Below are 19,594 nucleotides of genomic sequence, written 5' to 3'. Positions count from 1 at the left end.
ACGGAAAAAGCGCCCGACCGTGAGGTGGGCGCTTTTGAGGGGATCAGTTCCAGAGCCCGCCCGCGATCTCGGAGGCGACGAGCTTGCGGGCCTTGCGGATCAGGTCATCGCCGCAGGTATCGACATGGCCGAAGAACCTGGCGTGCGCGCCATTCGTGGTCCAGTCGGCGTAGGCGCAATATTCGCAGGCGTCGGCTCGGAACGCCCGCATGTCCCTGGCCCAGTGGGGCTTGGGCTCGACGATGACGGTGACGCCGCCTCTGGTCTCGGACCAGGGTAGCGACCGTTCGTGCGGCGGATGCTGGCGATCCGCCGCGAAGATGGCGTCGATGTCGGTCATGGCGCCTCCCCCGTCTCGGGCGGCACGAAGCCTTCGGGGTCGTCGGGATCGGGCGGCAGATAGGCGTCGTAGGGATTGCCGTCGGCAAGGTGGCCGAAGGGCGTGAAGACGTAATCGCCGTTGTCTCGCACCACCGCGCAGATGACGTAGCGCGGGCTGCCCGTCGCTGCGTCGAGGCACTCCATGAGGGCGAGGTTGCCGTCGCCCGCTGCGCGTAGCAGGGTCTGGAAATTGGACCGGGCATGGGAGGGGATGCTCATAGCGGGCCTCCCTCGCCGGAGATGATCTGGTCGAGCCAGCCATCGGTGTAGATCCAGTCCACGGTCTCGCCGGTGGCGAGGTCGAGGACATGGGCGCCGCCGCCGAACCCGTCGAGGCGCGGCCGCGAGCAGGTGTTGGCGTATTGGAAGCCCCATCTTCCGGTGAGGCCGAACTCGGCGGCGCAGCGCTTCACGAACTGGATGAGACGCTCGGGATCGCCGGTCACGCCGTCGCGCATCCAGAGCTGGCTGCCGCCATGCTCCGGCTGGATCGAGAGGAGGAAGCCTTCGGAGGGTGGTTCCTCAGATGCGCCGTCCTCGGACAGCGCGCTGTAGAGATCGAGCGCGCGGGCGGCGTTCTCGGGCGTGCCCACGTCGAGAAGGCACGAGAAATGCGTGAAATAGTCGGCCATCACAGGCTCCTGAAACGAGAAAGCCCGGCCCGCGCGGCACAGCCGCGCAGACTATGGACCTTGGGGCCGGGCTGGGTTGAGGGATGATCGAAGACGGTCAGTAGCCGAACCGCCAGGACGGCCAGGGCTGGCCATCGTCGGCGGCGGCGACGGCTCCCGGCAGGTAGCCGGCATCGCCTTCGACCAGGGTTGGATCGCGCACCGGAGCTTCGTCGATGACGGTGACGCAAACGACGAGATCGTCTTCGACCTCGACGTGAACGGGCACGAGATACTGAAAGACGACGCGGCGCGTGGTGGACGGGTCGGGGTCAATCATGGGAGATCTCCTTGCGACGATGCGGGGAAGCGGCCGCTTTCCGCTCCCCGCCGTGAGGGTCATTCGGCCGCGATCGTCAGGGCGTCCTCGTCCTCGATCTCGTCGGTCTCCTCGTCGTCGCCGTCGTCGCTGAGGAAGTCCGGCAGGGCGGCCTCGTCTGCGGCGTCGGCCTCCGCGCCCGGTTCGATCGACTGCCTATCGCTGGGATCGACTAGGCGGAGCGGCTCGGGCAGCCAGCCGCTGTCGGCGAGCAGGCGCTCGGCCTCCTTGGCCATGTCGCCCTTCTTGAGGTGGTCGATGAGCTGGGCGGCCCGCTCGCCCGCGCCCTCCCGGACGGCTTCGAGGATGCGGGGTTTGGTGACGCGGCCGAGATAGTTGCCGACCGTCGGACGCCAGCCCGCAGCCACCATGTCGAGGCCGGTGGCTCGCGCCAGCCGGTCGGCCTGGGAGAGGCGCACGTCCAGGCCATGCTGGCTGACGCCCGATCCGTAAGGATTCGGCCGCTCGAACAGCGCGTTCACGCCGAAGCTGATGCAATGGGCGAGCAGATCGAGGCGCGTGCTGGAATCGAGATCGGTGAGCCAGTCCCACAGCGCCTGGTCGTCGGCGGGAACGTGATCGCCCCATCGCCCGTGCCGCTCGGCGATCTCGTGCGCCGCCGCGCTGTCCTTCAGCTCCTCCGGTTGGGCGGAGAAGAAGACGTGGCGGACGCTGGCCTCGAGGCAGCCCGTCGGCGCGGGGCGCCGGAAGGTGTCGCTGACCAGCTTGTGCAGCAGCATGGTCATGGCGACGTCGGGATGCTCGGCGACGGCGTTGCGCAGGGCCAGGGTGCGGTGCGCGGTCAGCTCGATGACGAGGCGCTCGGGCAGCGGCTTGACGCCGTCCTCCTCGTCGTCTTCCGGCTCGACGGCCTGGCCGCCGACGGTCACGACGGCGCGTTGAACGGCGGGCGTGGCCGACTGGTCGGGGCCGCCGTCCGTCTCGGTCGTATCGTCCCTTTCGGGATCGACCGGCTGCTCGTCCTCGGGGCGGACATAGCCGCGATCCACCGACAGCGAGCCGTCGGCGTCGAGGCTGACGAAGACGCCGGCAATGGGCATGTCGGCCGGATCGTAGATCGCCGGGCGCTGCTCGAAGGCGTCGAGCGCCTGTTCGATCTCGCCGAGACGCGCGTCGATCTCATCGGGCAGCTCGTCGGCTTCGGCATATTCGGCTTCGAGCCGATCATACTCATCGCGCAGCGCCTCGCAGGTGGCGCGTTCCTCCTCGGTCAGGTCGACCGTGGTTCCGACAAGCTGCCGAAGCCCGTGCTCGTGGCCGTAGGGAAAGCTCAGGGCGGCCTCGACCCACTTCCAGCCTTCGCCGGCGATCTCGTCGGCGGCGGCTTTGAGCTTCTCGGCCACCAGGCTGTCGAGCAGCGCCGGGTCTTGCAGCCAGCCACCGTCATCGGACTGGAACAGGTCACGCAGCACGATGCCCCCGGCCGCTTCATAGGCTTCGACGCCGACGAAGACGGCCCGCCTGTCGGAAGCCCGCACCGTGGTTTCGGTCAGCAACCGGCGGATGTGATAGGGCTCCTTCTGCCAGCCGTCCTTGATTGCGTCCCAGACCTGTTCTTGACGGGCATGGTCGGAACTGACGGTGAAGGCCATGAGCTGTTCGAGCGTCATGCCGTCGTCGGCGTAGATCTCGAGCAATACCGGCGAGACGGAAGCGAGGCGCAGGCGCTGCTTCACGATATTGACGCCGACGAAGAAGGCGGCGGCGATGGCTTCCTCGGTCATGCCCTTGTCGCGCATGGCCTGGAAGGCGCGGAACTGGTCGAGCGGATGCAGCGGCGCGCGCTCCATGTTCTCGACCAGCGAGACCTCGTCGACCAGGATGTCGCTGTTGGCGTCGCCGACGACGCAGGGCACCGGCGCGGTCTTGGCCAGGCGCTTCTGCTTCACCAGCAATTCGAGCGCACGATAGCGGCGGCCGCCGGCCGGCACCTCGAACATCCCGGTCTCGGCGCCATCGGCGTCGAGGACGGGACGGACATGCAGGCTCTGAATGAGGCCGCGCCGGGCGATCGACTCCGCCAGCTCCTCGATCGAGACGCCGGCCTTGACGCGCCGGACGTTAGACTGGCTCAGCACCAGCTTGTTGAAGGGGATGTCGCGCGCCGACGACAGGGTGATCTTCTGAATGGCAGTCGCCATGATCGTTACTCCGCGACGGGCGGCCGAGAGCCTCTCTCTCGACCTCCGGCCCGTCACGAAGCGAAGCGCCGCCCTCTCACTCTCAGGAGGGCCGCGCCGAGGGGGCGGAAAGGCGTGAAGCCGGAAACCCGCTTCTCCGCCTTTCCGGTTTTCGCAGATCGTCACGCCGCCTCGCGCTCGTCGTCGGCCGCGCCGATATCGGTGTCCGGCAGAAAGCCGAGCAGCCAGTCGGCAGCCTTGCTCGCCTGGGAGGCGGCGCGCACGATGGCGCGATTGTCCTCGCGCAGCACCTCGAGCCAGGAGCCGATGTAGTCGGCGTGGCGCACGGTGGGCGTGATGCCGAGCGAGGCGCAGCAGAAGGCGGCGTTGATCTCGGCCACCAGCTCCTCGAAGGCGTACTTCTTCGTGCCGAAGCCCCCGGTGAGATCACGGTCGAGGCGGGAGGAATGGCCCGTGGCGTGCCCCAGCTCGTGCAGGGCCGTGCGGTGCCAGTTGATCGGCTCGAAATACGCCTGGGGCGGCGGAACCTGCACATAGTCGAGCGCTGGAACATAGAAGGCGCGGGCGCCGCCGATGCGGAAGTCGATGCCGGTCGCCCGGATCAGGGCCTCGACCCGCGGTTCAATGAGGCCGGGCGGAGGCGGTGGAGCCACAATGGTGACGTCCTCCGGCAGCCCATCGCATTGCGCCGCGTTGAACACCGTGAATCGCTTGAGGAACGGGATCGCGGCGGCTTCTTCGCCGGTTTCGCGGGCGCGGCGTTTCTCGTCCTCCGGCGTGAAGCGGTCGGCGTAGACGACGGTAGTGCCGCGTTCGCCCCGGCGGACATTGCCGCCGAGCGATAGGGCCTGGCGGAAGGTGAGCCAGCTCTGGCCCGGGAAGCCGTGCTGGATTACCGCGCCCCAGAGGATCAGCACGTTGATCCCCGTATAGTGCCGCCCGGTGGCGGCGTTCCTCGGCATGGCGAGGGGCGCCTTGACCGTGGCCGTACCCCAGGGCTGGACCCAGGGGAACCGGCCTGCCTCCAGCTCGGCGATGATCTTGCTGGTGATGTCGTCGTAAAGGCTCGCGCGGCCCGAGCCGGCCCGCGCGTTGCGGTCATTCCTGAACATCGCGGTTCTCCGCGACGGGCGCCGGAGACCTCTTCTCCAGCCCTCAACCCGTCACGGAAATCCCGTCCGCACTCTCACTCTACAGGGGCGTTGCGGGGAATCTCCCCGCAGAAGGGGTCGGCCGAGACCGTGGCTCGGCCGCAGGGGAAGGCGTTCCCCGCAGGCTAATTCCTGCTCCGGGCGTATCCGTTACCACCTTCGGCGCCTCCGACCGTTCGCAGCAGATCCCCGATGGAGCGCCCGCCGATCCGGCAGGTGGCGACAACACGGTCGTAGGACTTGTGGTCGGCGATGCAGTCCGCGTTTCGGCCCATGGCGACCCTTTCCAGCGCGGCCTTGGCATCGGGACCGGTGGGGGAGTGGAGCTCGGGTGCGTAGAAATCCTCGAGCCGTATCTCGACCCAGTTCTCTGGCCCTTGGCCCACGGCTACGCATAGCGAGTCGCCGTCCCCGACATAGACCACGGGGCCGGCGAAGTGCGCGTCGCGGTGGAGATAGGACGGCATCGGACCGCGGTCAGGAATGGCCTTGCAGGGATCGGCCTTGGCCTCCGTCGCCACGGTCATTGCCCCCAGCAACGTCAGGCCGATCGCAATACGCATAGTCGGGTTCTCGCTTCCGTCTGACCGGCTGCCGCATCGCGGTGTTGCGGAGTCCAATCCGCGGCCCGGCTACTTCCGATGATTGTGAAACCTGCTGGGGGAGGGCTATGCGCCTGCAGCGGCGCGCCGACGCGCGACCGTGCGCGCCGGCCGGCGGCTTTCCGCGATGTCGCCAAGATGATCGAGGCGAAGCGCTGGCGCGCCAGGAAGCTGAACGATCAATTCGAGCTTGCCGCCGACCGCCTCCACATAGCTCCGCAGGGTCGACAAATACATATCGGCCTGCTTCTCGATCTTGGAGACAGACGGCTGCTTGATGTTCAGCGCGGTCGCAATGTCCTCCTGGGCCTTGCCAGCGATCTGGCGCAATTCCCGCAGACCTTCGACCTCCTGCCGCATCTGCTGATAGCGGGTCTCGATCTCGGCCTGCTGGTCCTGCGGCAGCGAGGCGATAACGTCGGTCAGGCTCCGGCCCATATCGGTCATCCCTTCTTTGCGGGTTTCAGGTTTTCCAGATGTACGGAAAACCGGCTGTCCGCCTTTGCAATGAGCTGCTTGTAGAAACGCTTCTGACTGCCGCCCGATTTGTCGCCCGCGACCAGCACGATCGCGTTGCGCTCGGGATCGAAAGCGAAGGCGACGCGCCATTCGCCATCGGCGGCAGAGAAGCGCATCTCCTTCATATTGGCATGTTTGGAGCCGTTGAGCGTGTCCACATAAGGCCGGCCGAGCTGTGGGCCGTATTCGCCAAGGAGCTTGGCGACGGCCAGGAGTTCGGTTTGGACGGCGCGCTCAAGAGCGGCAAACTCTGCCTCGAAGGCATCATGCAGCTTAACGTCCCAAGTCATATAGCCTCCAAGCTATGTGGAGTCAAGGGCGATGAGACGGCGACCCGTTGTGCGAATCCAAGGCGGAGCCGGTTTTCGGTGTGGGTGCGGCAAGGCGCGGGCATGGGGCGCACGCCGCTCACGCCGCCGCCTTCAGCCGCTTCTTGGCGAGCATGGCGCGGACGAACTTGTCCCATTTCGCCATGCCGGCGCGCTTTTCGACCATGTAGTTCCAGCGGTCGTAGTGCTTCGAGCTGACGTCCTGCAAGGCGTGGTTCTGGATACGGTCGCGGATTTCCTTCGGGACACCGGCCTTGCCGGCCAGGGTCTTGAAGGTCCGGCGCAGATCGCGGTTGGTCGCGTGGGGGATCACCCCGCGCTCCCGCTGACGCCAGATGAAACTGTAGAGAGTTCCGTGGCTGACCGGCTTCGACGGGTCTTTGGCGGAGGGGAAGAACCAGCCGTACTTGTTCGGGGTGATCGACTCGATCAGTTCGGCGGCAAGCGAGGGCACCGGAACGGCGTGCGGCTGAAGGTTCTTGGTCCTGGTCCAGTCGATGATCCGCTCCCGGGCGTCCCATTGATCGACATGGAGGCGGGCGATTTCCTCGACGCGCTGGCCGGTCAACATGATGATCTGGATGGCGCGGGGATAGGAAGGATGAACCGGCGTGTCGGGGCATTCCAGCCAGCGATAGAGCCGAACGAACTCCTCCTCGCTCAGCCAGCGCGTTCCGATTGTTTTGGGCTCCGTCGGTATGCTGGCGGCAGGGTTGTATACCAGCCGGAAGCGGCGGGCGGCGGTGGTGCGATAGTCGTGCTCGGATTTCAGGCCCCAGCTAAAGGCCGAGCGGATATAGCTGCGTACATGATCCGCCATTGAACGCTTACCGCGCTCGTAGATGGGGCGGATGATCTCCGTGATCTCATCGGGCTCGATGTCGCGGGCAGGCCGGTTGCGCCCGAGCGTATCGGCGATCTTGTTGAGGCCCTTTTCCGCCTCCTTCCAGGACGGCTTTCCCCCGGCCTTGAGGTAGGCGACATAAGCCTCGAACAGGTCGGCGACGGTTCCGGGGCGGGTGTCGCCAGCAATCTTGATGCTACGGCCCTTCTGGATTCTTTCTGCGAAGTCGCGGTTGAATATCTCGCGCGCCTTGCTGAGGGACATCGACGGATACGAGCCGAGCTTCTTCTTGATGCGCTTATCGTCGCGCCACTGCTGCGCCATCCAGTCGGCGGTTACGCGGGTTGGCATGGGCTTCAGCACGAGAACGAGGCGCCCCGTTCCGTGACCCTCGCCGTCGACCAGGCTGAGCTGCTTGCCGGTCATTTCCACCTGTTTCAGGGCTCGGCGAATTTCTCCATCTGTAAGGCTTGGCACTGGGCTTCTCCGACGGCTTCCAAGTGGGGTCGCGCGACGGGTAGGTGGGGTCGGCGACTGGGGTCAAAAAGGGCGTCGATCCCCTCAAAACCGACCCCAATATGCCACAATGGCCGACTCCACGACAAGCCTAAAAGCTGTTGTGTTTCAACGTGATATAACGTGACTGAACGTGATCAAAAAGCCCAAGTGGGATGATTGTGGACGATGATGAGCGCTGCCGAACCGAGTTCCAGCGCACGCCGGATGATCTCGCGGACGTAGACGGCAGCCTGATCGACCGAACCTTCCGAGACGAGCTCGTCTCGGATGAGGATATTCTTGCTGTTCAGGTGCAGGACGCGGACCCGCTCGACGGCACGGTGCGCCATGTCGGCGCGTAGATAATCGGCCAATGCCTGCCAGTCCGAGAGGATCGGCCGGTCCTGCACCTTGCTGCGAAGCAGGCGCAGTGCCGACGCTTCGGCGATCTTGAGGGCCGCGACCACGCCTTCGCTCAGTCCAGCCCGTGCAAGCGACTCCGGATCTGCGGACAATAGCGGGCCGAGGCCCCCGAACTCCGCGAGCAGCGCACGCGCCATCGGTTTGGTGTCGCGCCGCGGAATGGCGAGGGCGAGCAGATATTCGATCAGTTCATGATCGAGCAGCGCATCCGGCCCGCCTTCGGCCAGTCGCCGGCGTAACCGGGCGCGATGGCCAGTGGCGTCGGCGCCGGGATCGGTGGAGGTGGTCGTCATCGTTGCGCAGGCTAACTGATTTTAGCGGGCTTGCCATCGCTGTCGACCGGCGATTCTCAGTTCATGCCGATCCGGTTGAAATCGTGGATGTGGATCAGGCCGATCGGCGTATCGGGCCGATCATGATCCATCACGAACAGGGCGGTGATCTTGTTCGCGGCCAGGATCGCCTTGGCGTCCTCGGCATAGGTGCCGTCGGGTACCGTCTTCGGATGGCGGGTCATCACGTCGCCCGCCACGCTGTTCAGCAGCCGGTCGATGTTGCGTCGCAAGTCGCCGTCGGTGACGGTGCCGACCAGCCGGCCGTCGCCGTCGAGTACCCCCGCGATCCCCAGGCTCTTCTCGGTCATGATGACCAGAACCTCGCGCATCGGCGTAGTTGCCGCGACGATCGGTAGCCGATCGCCGACATGCATGATGTCGTTGACCGGCAGCAGACGCAGACCGATGTGGCCGCCCGGATGGAGCCGCTCGAGCTCCGCGCGCGTGATCCCCCGCATCGACATCGTCGACACCGCAAGCGCGTCGCCGAGCGCGAGCATCAGTGTCGTCGAAGTGGTCGGCGAGATGTTGACCGGGCAGGTCTCCCGCACCTTTGGCAGGATGATTGCCGCGCTTGCCTGCCGTGCCATCGGCGAGTGACGCTGGGCGGTGATCGCGACGATCGGGCAGCCGAGGTCATGTGCATAGGTCATGATCGGGCCAAGCTCGGGAGTCGCTCCCGAATTGGAGAGGACGACGAGCAGATCGCCGGCCAGCAACATCCCGAGATCGCCGTGCGCGGCTTCGCCTGGATGGACGAAGATCGCGGGCGTCCCGGTCGACGCGAAGGTCGCCGCCATCTTGCGGGCGATATGGCCCGACTTCCCCATGCCGCTGACCACCACGCGCCCCTGCGTGGCCAGGATTAGCTCGACCGTCCGCGCGAAATCCTCATCGAGCGCATCGCGCATTAGGGTCAGCGCCTGCGCCTCGACCCCCAGCACCTCGCGTCCCTCGTCTAGAATGCGCTGGCGGCTGGCGGCGGGAACCTTCGCGCGAATATCCCCATCCTGGTACATGACGATTTCTCCTAGGCCGCCCGCAGCCGTTCATTCTCACGTTCGAGGTCGCGCGCCCAGGAGGCGAGGCCGAAGCGGCGGATGTCGACCTGGCGCCAGAACAGGCCCGGATCGCGCTGCCAGAGCGGAAAATGGGCCAGCGCATTGGCGCATTGCGATCCCATGTCGATCACCTCCGCCAGCTCCTGCAGGTAGAAGGGCAGCGGCTGTCCGTCGGGACCCATCTGTCGATCGTGCGGAAAGGCCGCGGCCTTGAGAGCGGTATCGGCGCCGTGGCGGAAGCAGGCGAGCGCAGTCTGCGGGTCGCCATCGGCAAGGTGGATGCGCGCCTCGAAGAAGGCGGCGGCGATGCTCTTGGTGGCCAGCAGCGGTGAGAAGCCCGACCAGTCGGCTTCGGCCGCCGCGCGATACCAGCGCTTCGCGGCCGCGCGGTCGTCCGCCAGCTCGTTGAGCCGGCCGGCGAGGAAGGCGAGCGAGATCCGCCAGCGGCGGACGTGGACCGGCGTATCGTCGGTCAGCGGAACGCCGACATAGGCCTCGATCAGCGGCAGCATCGACAGCGCCAGGTCGCCGCGCCGCATCTCCAGCACCCGATAGCCGAGCACCGCGATTGCGGCGCCGCGATCTGCCGAATCCTCGCGCGAATCCTCGATCACGCATTCGGCCAAGCGGGCGAGCTTGACGTCGGGCCCCAGCCGTTCGCCCATCTGCACCATCGACCGGTAGAGCCAGGGATTGTCATAGGCGTTTCCGAAGTCGACCAGCGCCGGCAGTGGCCCCTGGGCCCGCGGAAAGGCGGGGTGGTCGTAGTCCTGCGCATGGTTCGCGCCGAGCAGCGGGTTGACCGATGCGACGAGCATCAGCCAGTCGGTGGCGGCGACCTGGTCGGCCTCGATCGGGAAGATCGCACAGGCGCCCAGCGGATCCGGGCCGAGCGCCATTTCGACATAGCGCTTCTCCGGCAGGAAACGATCGGACACGGCGTCGCTGAAATCCTGCCAATTGGCCGGTCGCTTCGTGTCGCCGTTCCCCAGTTGCCAGCCGATCAGGATGCGGCCGTCATATTTGAGTAGCCGCGCATAATCGTCGAGCCGTGCCAGCCAGTCGGTCGGCACGGCGGGTTCGATCGCTACGATCAGGTCGATCGATTCGTCGGCCAGCCGATCGAATTGCTCGTTGACCGTTTCACCGCCGATATCGGTCTCTCCGCCATCGACACGCACGACCGAGCCGGCGCGCGAAGAGGCCATCAGGATCGACGCGCCGTCGGCTGCGCCTATGCCGTCGATCAACACCCGATCGCCGGGACGGACATGGGTGGCGGCGGTCGCGTAGCGGGCGATCAGAGCATCGGCTTCGGCGCCCTTGCGCAGCCAGTCCCCGGCCGGGCCGCGCACCCGTTGCCAGATGCTGACGCCCGGTAGGGTCGCCGCGGTCCAGCCGGGATATTCGCCCGGCATCATGCCTCCGGGGTGCCGCTGCCAACCCGCCGCGAAGAGGTCGCCCTCCAGCGACCGGCGATCCTGTCCGCAGCTCTGCAGGATCAGGGCGTCCATCGCGTCGAAGCGTCGAAGCGCGGTGGCGAAGGCCCGGCTCGCATCGGGCTGGGTCCATGACAGGAAACCGGCGGTCAGGCCGTGCGGCCGGGGCGGGAAGCCGAGTGCGATATCGGCTGTCTCGCAGCCCATCAGCGCGAGTTCGCGGCTCAGCTCGGGAAAGGCGGCTTGGTCGAGGGCGATCCGGCAGGGGCCGATCCGTTGGACGATCGCGTTGGCATTCTGGATGGTCACTCGAATCTCCACGGCCGCCGATCGCAGGAACCGGCCGCCTCCGCCGCATGTTTCGATAGGGTCGAGGGAATAGGTCCAAAGCATTGAGGGTTGGTTAACCATGTTTTCCGGGTCGGGACCGATGCGAGGAGTAGATCGGAGCGATTGCTTCCTCCGGGGTGACGCGCGCGCGTCGAACCGTTAAGCGTGCGCCCATGGAGGATGCTTCCCGTCGCCTGTCCCGCCCGCTGATCCTGGCCGGTGCAGGGGCCGTACTGTTAGCGGGCGGGGTTGGCTGGCTCTGGATCGAGCGAGTGCCGATCGCGGCCTCCTACATCGACGAGGCGCTACGGGCGCGGAACGTGCCGGCCAGCTACCGGCTCGCACATATCGGCGTCCGCACCCATCGGATCGAGGCGATCCGCATCGGCGATCCGCGCGCGCCCGACCTGACCGCCGACTGGGCGGAGATCGAGTTGGCGATCGGCCTTTCGGGCGTCAGTGTCCATGCGGTCGATGCCGGCGGAGTGCGGCTGCACGGGCGGCTGATCGACGGCAAATTGTCGCTCGGCGCGATCGACCGGCTGCTGCCGGCGACGAAGAGCGACCAACCTTTCTCGTTGCCCGACATGATCCTGACGGCACGGGCGATCCGGGCCGACATCGCGACGCCGCAGGGCGTGGTGAATGCCACGCTCGACGGTGGCGGCAATCTCAAGGATGGTTTTCGCGGGACGTTGGCGCTCGGATCGGATCGGCTGGTGAGCGGCGGCTGCGCGGCCCATGAGATCGCTGTACGGCTGGGGCTGCAGGTTGACGGCGGGCGTCCTTCGGTTGGGGGGATCGCGACGGTCGGTGAAGTCCGTTGCCCCGGTGCGGTCGTCCGCGCCCCGCGCTTGGCGATCGACACCAAGGGGAAGAGCGACCTGACCCGCTGGACCGGCCGGCTGACGTTCATCGAGGGCGGCGTAGAAGCGGGGACGACCCGTATCGGTCGATTGGCCGGGCCGGTCGACTTCGACGCCTCCGCCGATCGCATCACCGGCAAGGCGCGGTTGGTCGCTGAACGGGTTCTGTCAGGCGGATCCGGTCTCGATCGGCTGGCACTCGACGGCGATTACCGGATCGATCCGCGCACCGGTGGTGCCTCGGTCGCCGGTGATCTGCGCCTCGCCGGCGCCCGGATCGACCCGACCATGGCCGATAGCCTCGCCCACACCCTGGCGTCGGCGGAGGCGACACCGGTCGGACCGATCCTGAACGCCTGGGGCAAGGCGCTCCGCCAGGCCGGCCGTCACATCGACGGAACGGCCGCCTTCACCTTCAATCGGGCTGGACAGGGTAGCAGCCTGCGTGTCGAGCGGCTGGCGCTCACCTCGCCGGGCGGCGCCCGCCTGCTGGTCCGCTCGGAGCAGGCGGAAGGCCTCGGTTGGCGCTGGCCCCATGGGGGGCTGATCGCCAATGCCAGCGTCGAGCTGTCGGGCGGAGGGCTCCCTAAGGCGTTGATCAGCCTGCGGCAGGCGATGCCCGGCGCACCGCTCACCGGATCGGCGACGGTTGAGCCCTATGCGGCCGACGGCGCGCGGCTGGTCCTCGCGCCGATCCGGTTCGGGCCGGGTACAGGCGGTCGGACGCTGGTGTCGACCCGGGTGACGATGGATGGGCCGCTCGCCGACGGCCGCGTCGAAGGGCTCGACCTGCCGATCCAATTTGCCGTCAGCGGGAAGGGGGGCTTCGTCCTCAATCCCGCCTGCGCGCCGCTAGGCTTCCGCCAGCTCGCCATCGCCGGGACGGTGATCGGCCGTTCGAACCTGCTGCTTTGTCCGGTCGGCGGGGCACTGGTCGGGCGAACCCCGGCCGGCGGGATGTTTGGTGGCGCGCGGATCGCGACGCCGCGGCTGCGGGGCAGGGTCGGCGACCAGCCGTTGACGATGACCGCCCGTTCGATCGATGTGGCAGTGGCCCGGCCGGGCTTCCGCCTCGACAGCCTCGCCGTTCGCCTCGGCGATTCCGCCGATCCGACGCGGCTGGACGTGACGGCGCTGGACGGTCGCGTCAGTCCGCAGGGGCTGGGCGGCCGCTTCGAGGGAACGGCGGGAAAGCTCGCCGCGGTGCCGCTGCTGCTGTCCGAGGGCGGGGGCCAATGGGCGCTCGCCGGCAGCCGCCTGTCGCTCGACGGCACCGTCCGCGTCGCCGATGCCGAGACCGCGTCGCCCCGTTTCCACCCTCTCGTCGCGAACGACGTCCGGCTCACGCTCGACGGTGGTCGGATCGCCGCGACCGCGACTCTGCGCGAGCCGCGCTCGAATCAGCCCATCTCCCGCGTCGCCGTCCGGCACGATCTGTCGCGCGGCACCGGGGATGCGGTGCTCGACGTCGACCAGCTCCGCTTCGGCAAGGCGCTCCAGCCCGAAGCGGTCACGCCCCTGACGCTGGGCATGATCGCCAATGTCGTCGGCACGATCGACGGGCAGGGGCGGATCCGCTGGGCCGGCGGCAATGTGACGAGCGACGGGGAGTTCCGCACCGATGGGCTCAACCTCGCCGCCGCCTTTGGTCCGGTCACGGGGCTCAAGGGCACGATCCGCTTCACCGACCTGCTCGGCCTGGTCACCGCGCCAGACCAGACGGTGACGATCGCCGAGGCCAATCCAGGCGTCGCCGTTACCGACGGCGTCATCCATTACCGGATCCTGCCCGATCGCAAGCTGGCGGTCAGCGACGGCACTTGGCCGTTCGCAGGCGGCACCCTCACGCTCGAGCCGACCGTGCTCGACATGGCCCAGCCGGTCGCGCGGCACCTGACCTTCCGCATCACCGGCCTCGACGCCGCCACCTTCGTTCAGCAACTCGAATTCAAGAACATCGCGGTCACCGGGACGTTCGACGGCCTGTTGCCGATCATCTTCGATGCGAAGGGCGGCCGGATCGAGAATGGCATGCTGAAGGTCCGGCCGGGCGGCGGGACGCTGTCCTATGTCGGCGACGTCACCAATGCCGATCTCGGCCGGATGGCGCGGATCGCCTTCGATGCGCTCAAGTCGATGCGCTACGACCGGCTGACGATCGATCTCAACGGCAGCCTCGACGGTGAGATCGTCAGCCAGGTCCGCTTCGACGGCACCAATGACAAGCCGCAGGAAACCGCGCGCAACGGCGGGATCGTCGGCCGGTTGCTCGCGCCGATCACGCGACTGCCGTTCCGGTTCAAGATCACCATCTCGGCGCCTTTCCGGGGATTGGTCAACTCGGCGCAGACCTTCGTCGATCCCTCGATCGTGCTGCGCAACACCGCGGCCGGGGCGATCGAGGTCGAGCCGCCGGCCGGAACCGTGCCGCCCCCGTCCCCCGTTCAGCCCCCCATTCAGCCAAGGTAAAGCGAGGCCATGCGATGAACATCCCGAGATTGACGATGAAGCGTTGCGGTGCGAGCGTCAGGCCATGAAGAGGACGACGTTCGCCCCTATCGGCGCCCTGGCGCCCGCGATGGTGATCGCTCCCGGCCTGTTGCTGGTCGGTTGCATCCAGGTCGCGGCGCCGGACAAGCCGATCGAGATCAACCTCAACGTCAATGTGAAGCAGGAGGTGGTCGTTCGGCTCCAGAAGGATGCCGAGGATTTCATCGCCAACAACCCGGAGCTGTTTCCGCAATGATGAACCTGTTCAAGACCAGCCTGATCGCCGCCGCCGCGCTGGCCGTGGCCGCCCCCGCGCTCGCCGCCGACCCGGTCGTCGAGCAGGCGCTCTCGGCCGGCAAGGTCGGCGAGCAGTGGGACGGCTATCTCGGCTTCGTCTCGCCGCCCTCGGGCGACCTCAAGGCGGCGGTCGACGCGATCAACATCAAGCGCCGCGCCGGTTACACCCAGGTCGCCGCGGCGCGCAACGTGACGGTCGACCAGTTCGCCCAGACCACGGCGTGCCAGACGCTCCGCGCGGTCAAGCCCGGCCAGGCTTATAAGCTGAAGGACGGCGGCTGGCAGACCCGCAAGGGATCGGAATCGATCACACCCGACTATTGCGGCTGAATGGAGTGACGCCCGCTTGACGGCGGGCCGTTCTGCATCTATTGTTCTCGTTTTGTTCTTAACTTTTTCTCCGCTGCTCGGTATGAAAATCGGGCCAGCATAAAGCTGGGCGATGAGAGGAGATAAAGTCGCATGCTTCGAGGGCTTCCGCCGGATACAAAGCCATCGCGCAACGAGCAGGTCCAGAAAATGCTCGATTTGCTGGGTATCCAATATCCCGGTGAATGAAGGATGGGGGTGTGGATACGGTGCCGGCCTTTTGGCCAAACGGCTTTATCGAAACTCAGAGGCCTTGGATCAAATAGCAGTATGTCCTATCTGCGATATTCTTCAATTGGCGGGGTGTTGGGAGTCGTCGTGGCGGCGGTATGTGCGCTACTTGTTTTAATTTTGAAGGCATATTTTCTAACGATACCAGTTTTGACTGTTTATCCTTTTTATTTTCTGTTTTCTGGTGATGTGGATGGCTCTGTACCCATTCATGAATTATTGAAAATATTCTATATTTCAGCGACTTGTAATTTTATATTTTATTATATCATTGCGAGTCTGCTTTGGTTGGGTTTGCGAAACAGTCGCAACATGTGGATGGCTCCGGCGGCTTATATAGGGCTTCAATTGCTGTTTTTTTCTGGTCTGTGGGTGCGCTTTTTGAATTGATCGACCCGTCGGATGGGGCTGCGCGCACCTCTGGCGCCTCTTCTTTTCAGGCGCGTGGATCGGTTTGGTGAACTGATTGGGTGACCTGTCGGTGATGTGGCGTTCGCGCCGCCGATGGAGCGTGGCGGCGATCTCCTTTCGTCCCTCCTCCCTCACCGTTGTTGACTCGGGGGACCCCCCTTCCTAAAGGGGCCTCGCCTTGGCGGGGTCGCTCGTCGGCATGACGCAGCCTTTCCGCGACGAGGAAGGGATTCGGCATGGCGGCAAATGATCCCGGGCAGGACCCGGAAAGCGTGGGGGATCAGCGTCTTACATCGCTCGATGAGCGGTTGCAGGCGGCCCAGCATGCCGAAAGGGTCAGAACGGCGAGCGTGCACAAGAAGCCCGAGAAGGGATATTCCCAGGGCAACCGCGTGCTGGCCGAACTGATCGCGGGTATTGTCGGCGGAAGTCTGCTGGGCTGGTGCTTCGATCGCTGGCTCGGGACCAAGCCCTGGCTCCTTTTGGTGATGCTGTTCCTCGGAATCGCGGTCGCCTTCAGGAACATCATACGGATTTCTCAGGAGCGCCCGGAATAGCTTCCGGACGCTTTTGGCATAAGCAGGGGTAAGGCAAGCGTGGCAGCCGAATCGGGCAAGATCGATCCGATGCACCAGTTCATGATCGAACCGCTGTTCGGTCAGGGTTGGTCGATTGCAGGCCATAACATCGCTTTCACCAATTCGGCGATGTGGATGGTGGTGACGCTCGCGGCGCTGCTGATCTTCATGATCGGCGGCATGAAGCGCGATCTGGTCCCCGGCCGCTGGCAGGCCGCGGTGGAGAGCTTCACCGGCTTCGTCTCGGGCATGATGGCGACGAACATCGGGCCCGAGGGCAAGAAGTTCACGCCCTATGTCTTCTCGCTGTTCATGTTCATCCTGATCGCGAACATCATGGGCATGATGCCTACCGGCGTCGTCGGCGTTCACCCCTTCACCGTCACCAGCCACCTGACGGTCACCGGCGTGCTGGCCGTGATCAGCTTCTCGATCGTGCTGGTTGTCGGCTTCTGGCGCCACGGCTTCCATTTCTTCTCGCTGTTCGTGCCGCACGGCACGCCCGGCTACATGATCCCGATGATCTTCGTCATCGAGCTGTTCTCCTTCCTCATCCGCCCCTTCTCGCTGGGCCTGCGACTGTTCGTCGCGATGACCGCGGGGCACATCCTGATGAAGGTCCTCGCCGGCTTTGTGATCAACGGCATCAACGCCGGCGCGCTGACCGTCGCGATCGTCTCGATTCCCAGCTTCATCCTGATGATCGGCATCACCCTGCTCGAACTGCTGGTGTGCGCCATCCAGGCCTATGTGTTCGCGCTGCTGACGTCGCTGTACCTCAACGACGCGATCAACCTGCACTGAGTTTCACTGCAACAACATCAACCTGTTCAACGCTAAGGAGTTTATCATGGACGCAGAAGCCGCAAAGCTGATCGGTGCCGGTCTGGCAGCCATCGGCGTGGGCATGGCCGCGCTGGGCGTGGGCAACGTGTTCGGCTCGTTCCTCGAGTCCGCGCTGCGCAACCCGGCCGCTGCCGACGGCCAGCAGGGCCGCCTCTTCATCGGCTTCGCCGCCGCCGAGCTTCTCGGCCTGCTGGCGTTCGTCGTCGCGATGATCCTGCTGTTCGTCGCCTAACAGTTGGTTGAGGGGCCGGTTCGCGCCGGCCCCCCGGACTGCAACGACAACAGGAAGTATCGATGCCTCAGATCGCCCAGATCGCCGCGACCTACGCTTCGCAGATCTTCTGGCTGCTGATCGTCTTCGGCCTGATCTATTTCGTGATCGGGAAGGGGATGCTGCCGAAGATCGAAGCCACCGTCGACGCGCGCGACCAGAAGATCGCCTCCGATCTCGCCGCCGCCGAGGCTGCTCGCGGTGCGGCTGACGAGACCGAAGCGGCCTATCGGGCCCGGATCGAGGAAGCCCGCGCTGCCGCGCTGAAGGCGACGCAGGATGCCAAGTCGGCGGCGACCGCCGAGGCGGAGAAGCGCGTCAAGGCGGCCGACGAGGCGCTTGCCGCCAAGGCGGCCGAGGCCGATGCGGCGCTGAAGGCGGCGCAGGCCAAGGCACTGGCCGAGATCGAGAATGTGGCCGCCGAGGCCGCGCAGGAGATCGTCGCCAAGGTTTCGGGCATCGAGGTCGACAAGGCCGCCGCCGAAGGCGCGGTCAAGGCCGCGCTGGCCGCCTGAACGGAGACGTCGAATGTCTGTAAACGCCTCCACCCTGGTCGCCGACAACCTCGCCGACGCCGCCTCGCTTGAGGGCCTGCCCGAGAATGTCAGCGCCGGCCACGCCGCCGCGGGCACCGAGGAACATCACGTCGATCCGACTGCGCTCGGCATGACGGCCACGGCCTGGGTGTCGCTGGCGATGGTCATCGTCATCCTTCTCCTGCTCTGGAAGAAGGTGCCGTCGGTCATCGGCGCGTCGCTCGACAAGAAGATCGCCTCGATCCGCGCGAATCTCGACGAGGCCGCGGCGCTCCGCGCCGATGCCGAGAAGCTCAAGGCCGAATATGAGGCGAAGGCGAAAGCCGCCGCCAAGGAAGCCGAAGAGATGCTGGCGCATGCCCGGTCCGAGGCCGAGGCGATCGTCAGTCAGGCGCGTGTCGACGCGACCGCGCTGATCGAGCGTCGCGGCAAGATGGCCGAGGACAAGATCGCCGCCGCCGAACGCGGTGCGGTCGCCGAGGTCCGCGCCAAGGCGGCGAGCGCCGCCGCTGCCGCAGCCGGCGCCCTGATCGCCGAGCGCAACAACGCCAAGGCGGACAAGGCCCTGATCGACGGCGCCATCGACGCCTTGGGGAACGCCCGCTTCTAAGCGGTCCGACCGGACAACGAAAAGGCCCGCCGAGCGATCGGCGGGCCTTTTCTGTTTGGCCGGGGTTCGAAGCACGCCCCCCTTCGCCATTCCCGCGAAGGCGGGAATCCACGGTCACGAAGCGCATCGGCTCTTGCCGACCGCCCTCAATGGATTCCCGCTTTCGCGGGAATGACGGGCGGATGGGAAAGCGGTGGCGGCGATCGCAGCCGAATATCCCGACTCTCAATGGGCGCAGCAGGCTGCCTTGGGCGTATCTTCATACTCGTCGTGGCGCCGCACGAAGCTCATCGTGCCATTTTCGTTGCGGCCCTTGGGCGCGCGGTCGAGGATCATCAGCGTCCCGATCAGCTCCTCGAAGCCGCGGGCATAGCTCGAATAGCTATGGTAGACGGTACCGTCCTCGTCCTTGAAGAAGGCGCTGAGCCCCGGCGATTCCTCATGGTCGCCGCCGCGCTCGCCGACCTTGAGCGCTTCGTAATTATACTCGACCTGCCCGCTGTCGAGCTGCTCGTCGGAGAAGGACACCCCATAGTCGAAGTTGAAGTCGCTGCCCGCCGACGACACCCAGGGGAAGTGCCACCCCATCCGCTGCCGATAGGCCTCGATCGACGCGAGCGAGCCGCGCGACACCGCGACCAGCGTCACGTCGTGATGGTTGAGGTGGGGCAGGGCGCCGTCGAAATGATCGGCGAGGAAGGAGCAACCGAGGCAGCCCGCCTTCCAGCCCGGCCCCAGCATGAAATGGTAGACGATGAGCTGCGACCGGCCGTCGAACAGATCTGCCAGGCTGCGCTCGCCGTCCGGCGTGTCGAACCTGTAGTTCTTGTCGACCCGGACCCAGGGCAGAGCGAGCCGCGCCGCGTTCACCGCGTCGCGCAGATGGGTCGCCTCCCGCTCCTTGGCCAGCAGCACGCGGCGGGCGCGCAGCCATTCCTCGCGCGATACGACGGCATGATCGACCATGGTACGACCTCCTCGTTCCTACAGATTATCTTGATTTATAATGTTGATATCAACATAGT

Annotated in this window: 22 protein-coding genes and 1 pseudogene; 9 read left to right on the top strand and 14 right to left on the bottom strand. The window is 66.1% G+C overall.

What is annotated here, in order from left to right:
* Positions 1–43: 43 nt before the first annotated feature.
* From B5X82_RS10410 to B5X82_RS10350, 13 genes and pseudogenes are all read right to left on the bottom strand, one after another.
* Positions 44–340, bottom strand: a complete 297-nt coding sequence (locus tag B5X82_RS10410; protein ID WP_079648095.1) for a hypothetical protein — start codon at positions 338–340, stop codon at positions 44–46.
* Positions 337–600, bottom strand: coding sequence for a DUF6117 family protein (locus B5X82_RS10405; RefSeq protein WP_079648094.1), 264 nt, complete (start codon positions 598–600; stop codon positions 337–339). The genes B5X82_RS10410 and B5X82_RS10405 overlap by 4 nt, the downstream gene beginning before the upstream one ends.
* Entirely contained in the window at positions 597–1,013 is a 417-nt protein-coding gene (locus tag B5X82_RS10400; protein WP_079648093.1) for a hypothetical protein, read from the bottom strand. The genes B5X82_RS10405 and B5X82_RS10400 overlap by 4 nt, the downstream gene beginning before the upstream one ends.
* Positions 1,014–1,110: 97 nt before the next feature.
* On the bottom strand, positions 1,111–1,332 hold the full coding sequence (locus B5X82_RS10395) for a hypothetical protein (RefSeq protein ID WP_079648092.1): 222 nt from the start codon (positions 1,330–1,332) through the stop codon (positions 1,111–1,113).
* Between the two features lie 59 nt (positions 1,333–1,391).
* Positions 1,392–3,533, bottom strand: a complete 2,142-nt coding sequence (locus B5X82_RS10390) for a ParB/RepB/Spo0J family partition protein (protein WP_079648091.1) — start codon at positions 3,531–3,533, stop codon at positions 1,392–1,394.
* A gap of 161 nt (positions 3,534–3,694) precedes the next feature.
* Positions 3,695–4,645 carry an ArdC family protein gene (locus B5X82_RS10385; RefSeq protein WP_079648090.1) on the bottom strand — a complete coding sequence of 317 codons (951 nt, stop codon included), beginning with the start codon at positions 4,643–4,645 and terminating at the stop codon, positions 3,695–3,697.
* Positions 4,646–4,809: 164 nt separating this feature from the next.
* Positions 4,810–5,247 carry a thermonuclease family protein gene (locus B5X82_RS10380; RefSeq protein WP_079648089.1) on the bottom strand — a complete coding sequence of 146 codons (438 nt, stop codon included), beginning with the start codon at positions 5,245–5,247 and terminating at the stop codon, positions 4,810–4,812.
* A gap of 105 nt (positions 5,248–5,352) precedes the next feature.
* On the bottom strand, positions 5,353–5,724 hold the full coding sequence (locus tag B5X82_RS10375; RefSeq protein ID WP_079648382.1) for an XRE family transcriptional regulator: 372 nt from the start codon (positions 5,722–5,724) through the stop codon (positions 5,353–5,355).
* Positions 5,725–5,729: 5 nt separating this feature from the next.
* Positions 5,730–6,095: a type II toxin-antitoxin system RelE/ParE family toxin gene (locus tag B5X82_RS10370; RefSeq protein ID WP_079648088.1), complete on the bottom strand. Its 366-nt coding sequence runs from the start codon at positions 6,093–6,095 to the stop codon at positions 5,730–5,732.
* Between the two features lie 118 nt (positions 6,096–6,213).
* A complete protein-coding gene (locus B5X82_RS10365) occupies positions 6,214–7,404 on the bottom strand; it encodes a tyrosine-type recombinase/integrase (RefSeq protein ID WP_235862653.1) in 1,191 nt (396 codons plus the stop codon).
* 239 nt (positions 7,405–7,643) lie between these two features.
* Positions 7,644–8,192 (bottom strand): annotated as a pseudogene (locus tag B5X82_RS10360) (JAB domain-containing protein); the annotation flags it as partial.
* Positions 8,193–8,248: 56 nt separating this feature from the next.
* Positions 8,249–9,253: a KpsF/GutQ family sugar-phosphate isomerase gene (locus B5X82_RS10355; RefSeq protein ID WP_079648085.1), complete on the bottom strand. Its 1,005-nt coding sequence runs from the start codon at positions 9,251–9,253 to the stop codon at positions 8,249–8,251.
* A gap of 11 nt (positions 9,254–9,264) precedes the next feature.
* Positions 9,265–11,043, bottom strand: coding sequence for a hypothetical protein (locus B5X82_RS10350; RefSeq protein WP_079648084.1), 1,779 nt, complete (start codon positions 11,041–11,043; stop codon positions 9,265–9,267).
* 194 nt (positions 11,044–11,237) lie between these two features.
* On the opposite strand from B5X82_RS10350, the gene B5X82_RS10345 reads away from it, so the two are divergent.
* The 9 genes from B5X82_RS10345 to B5X82_RS10310 all read left to right on the top strand — a co-directional run bounded on the left by B5X82_RS10345 (position 11,238) and on the right by B5X82_RS10310 (position 18,569).
* Complete coding sequence (locus tag B5X82_RS10345; RefSeq protein ID WP_079648083.1) at positions 11,238–14,399, top strand: YdbH domain-containing protein; 3,162 nt, start codon at positions 11,238–11,240, stop codon at positions 14,397–14,399.
* A gap of 109 nt (positions 14,400–14,508) precedes the next feature.
* Complete coding sequence (locus B5X82_RS10340) at positions 14,509–14,676, top strand: YnbE family lipoprotein (RefSeq protein ID WP_125727210.1); 168 nt, start codon at positions 14,509–14,511, stop codon at positions 14,674–14,676.
* A complete protein-coding gene (locus B5X82_RS10335; RefSeq protein ID WP_079648081.1) occupies positions 14,673–15,047 on the top strand; it encodes a YdbL family protein in 375 nt (124 codons plus the stop codon). The genes B5X82_RS10340 and B5X82_RS10335 overlap by 4 nt, the downstream gene beginning before the upstream one ends.
* A gap of 309 nt (positions 15,048–15,356) precedes the next feature.
* The gene (locus tag B5X82_RS26355; protein ID WP_139385083.1) at positions 15,357–15,707 is read left to right on the top strand and encodes a hypothetical protein; all 351 of its coding nucleotides are present in this window, start codon (positions 15,357–15,359) and stop codon (positions 15,705–15,707) included.
* Between the two features lie 257 nt (positions 15,708–15,964).
* A complete protein-coding gene (locus B5X82_RS10330; protein ID WP_079648080.1) occupies positions 15,965–16,285 on the top strand; it encodes an AtpZ/AtpI family protein in 321 nt (106 codons plus the stop codon).
* A 39-nt stretch (positions 16,286–16,324) separates the two neighbouring features.
* Positions 16,325–17,110, top strand: a complete 786-nt coding sequence (locus B5X82_RS10325; protein ID WP_079648079.1) for a F0F1 ATP synthase subunit A — start codon at positions 16,325–16,327, stop codon at positions 17,108–17,110.
* A 46-nt stretch (positions 17,111–17,156) separates the two neighbouring features.
* A complete protein-coding gene (locus B5X82_RS10320; RefSeq protein WP_012050658.1) occupies positions 17,157–17,384 on the top strand; it encodes a F0F1 ATP synthase subunit C in 228 nt (75 codons plus the stop codon).
* A gap of 62 nt (positions 17,385–17,446) precedes the next feature.
* Positions 17,447–17,938, top strand: a complete 492-nt coding sequence (locus B5X82_RS10315) for a F0F1 ATP synthase subunit B family protein (protein ID WP_079648078.1) — start codon at positions 17,447–17,449, stop codon at positions 17,936–17,938.
* 13 nt (positions 17,939–17,951) lie between these two features.
* On the top strand, positions 17,952–18,569 hold the full coding sequence (locus tag B5X82_RS10310) for an ATP synthase subunit B (RefSeq protein ID WP_012050660.1): 618 nt from the start codon (positions 17,952–17,954) through the stop codon (positions 18,567–18,569).
* Between the two features lie 225 nt (positions 18,570–18,794).
* On the opposite strand, the gene B5X82_RS10305 is transcribed toward B5X82_RS10310, so the two are convergent.
* A complete protein-coding gene (locus tag B5X82_RS10305) occupies positions 18,795–19,535 on the bottom strand; it encodes a DUF899 domain-containing protein (protein ID WP_079648077.1) in 741 nt (246 codons plus the stop codon).
* Positions 19,536–19,594: the final 59 nt, after the last annotated feature.

The organism is Rhizorhabdus histidinilytica, from assembly GCF_900167915.1.
Taxonomy (GTDB): domain Bacteria; phylum Pseudomonadota; class Alphaproteobacteria; order Sphingomonadales; family Sphingomonadaceae; genus Rhizorhabdus; species Rhizorhabdus histidinilytica.
The sequence above is the reverse complement of the archived record's forward strand: the minus strand, read 5'-3'. Positions and strand labels throughout refer to the sequence as shown.

Coding starts and splice junctions, on each gene's coding strand:
- B5X82_RS10410 (WP_079648095.1), bottom strand. CDS start 340: ATGACCGACATCGACGCCATCTTCGCGGCGGATCGCCAGCATCCGCCG.
- B5X82_RS10405 (WP_079648094.1), bottom strand. CDS start 600: ATGAGCATCCCCTCCCATGCCCGGTCCAATTTCCAGACCCTGCTACGC.
- B5X82_RS10400 (WP_079648093.1), bottom strand. CDS start 1,013: ATGGCCGACTATTTCACGCATTTCTCGTGCCTTCTCGACGTGGGCACG.
- B5X82_RS10395 (WP_079648092.1), bottom strand. CDS start 1,332: ATGATTGACCCCGACCCGTCCACCACGCGCCGCGTCGTCTTTCAGTAT.
- B5X82_RS10390 (WP_079648091.1), bottom strand. CDS start 3,533: ATGGCGACTGCCATTCAGAAGATCACCCTGTCGTCGGCGCGCGACATC.
- B5X82_RS10385 (WP_079648090.1), bottom strand. CDS start 4,645: ATGTTCAGGAATGACCGCAACGCGCGGGCCGGCTCGGGCCGCGCGAGC.
- B5X82_RS10380 (WP_079648089.1), bottom strand. CDS start 5,247: ATGCGTATTGCGATCGGCCTGACGTTGCTGGGGGCAATGACCGTGGCG.
- B5X82_RS10375 (WP_079648382.1), bottom strand. CDS start 5,724: ATGGGCCGGAGCCTGACCGACGTTATCGCCTCGCTGCCGCAGGACCAG.
- B5X82_RS10370 (WP_079648088.1), bottom strand. CDS start 6,095: ATGACTTGGGACGTTAAGCTGCATGATGCCTTCGAGGCAGAGTTTGCC.
- B5X82_RS10365 (WP_235862653.1), bottom strand. CDS start 7,404: ATGACCGGCAAGCAGCTCAGCCTGGTCGACGGCGAGGGTCACGGAACG.
- B5X82_RS10355 (WP_079648085.1), bottom strand. CDS start 9,253: ATGTACCAGGATGGGGATATTCGCGCGAAGGTTCCCGCCGCCAGCCGC.
- B5X82_RS10345 (WP_079648083.1), top strand. CDS start 11,238: ATGGAGGATGCTTCCCGTCGCCTGTCCCGCCCGCTGATCCTGGCCGGT.
- B5X82_RS10340 (WP_125727210.1), top strand. CDS start 14,509: ATGGTGATCGCTCCCGGCCTGTTGCTGGTCGGTTGCATCCAGGTCGCG.
- B5X82_RS10335 (WP_079648081.1), top strand. CDS start 14,673: ATGATGAACCTGTTCAAGACCAGCCTGATCGCCGCCGCCGCGCTGGCC.
- B5X82_RS26355 (WP_139385083.1), top strand. CDS start 15,357: ATGTCCTATCTGCGATATTCTTCAATTGGCGGGGTGTTGGGAGTCGTC.
- B5X82_RS10330 (WP_079648080.1), top strand. CDS start 15,965: ATGGCGGCAAATGATCCCGGGCAGGACCCGGAAAGCGTGGGGGATCAG.
- B5X82_RS10320 (WP_012050658.1), top strand. CDS start 17,157: ATGGACGCAGAAGCCGCAAAGCTGATCGGTGCCGGTCTGGCAGCCATC.
- B5X82_RS10315 (WP_079648078.1), top strand. CDS start 17,447: ATGCCTCAGATCGCCCAGATCGCCGCGACCTACGCTTCGCAGATCTTC.
- B5X82_RS10310 (WP_012050660.1), top strand. CDS start 17,952: ATGTCTGTAAACGCCTCCACCCTGGTCGCCGACAACCTCGCCGACGCC.
- B5X82_RS10305 (WP_079648077.1), bottom strand. CDS start 19,535: ATGGTCGATCATGCCGTCGTATCGCGCGAGGAATGGCTGCGCGCCCGC.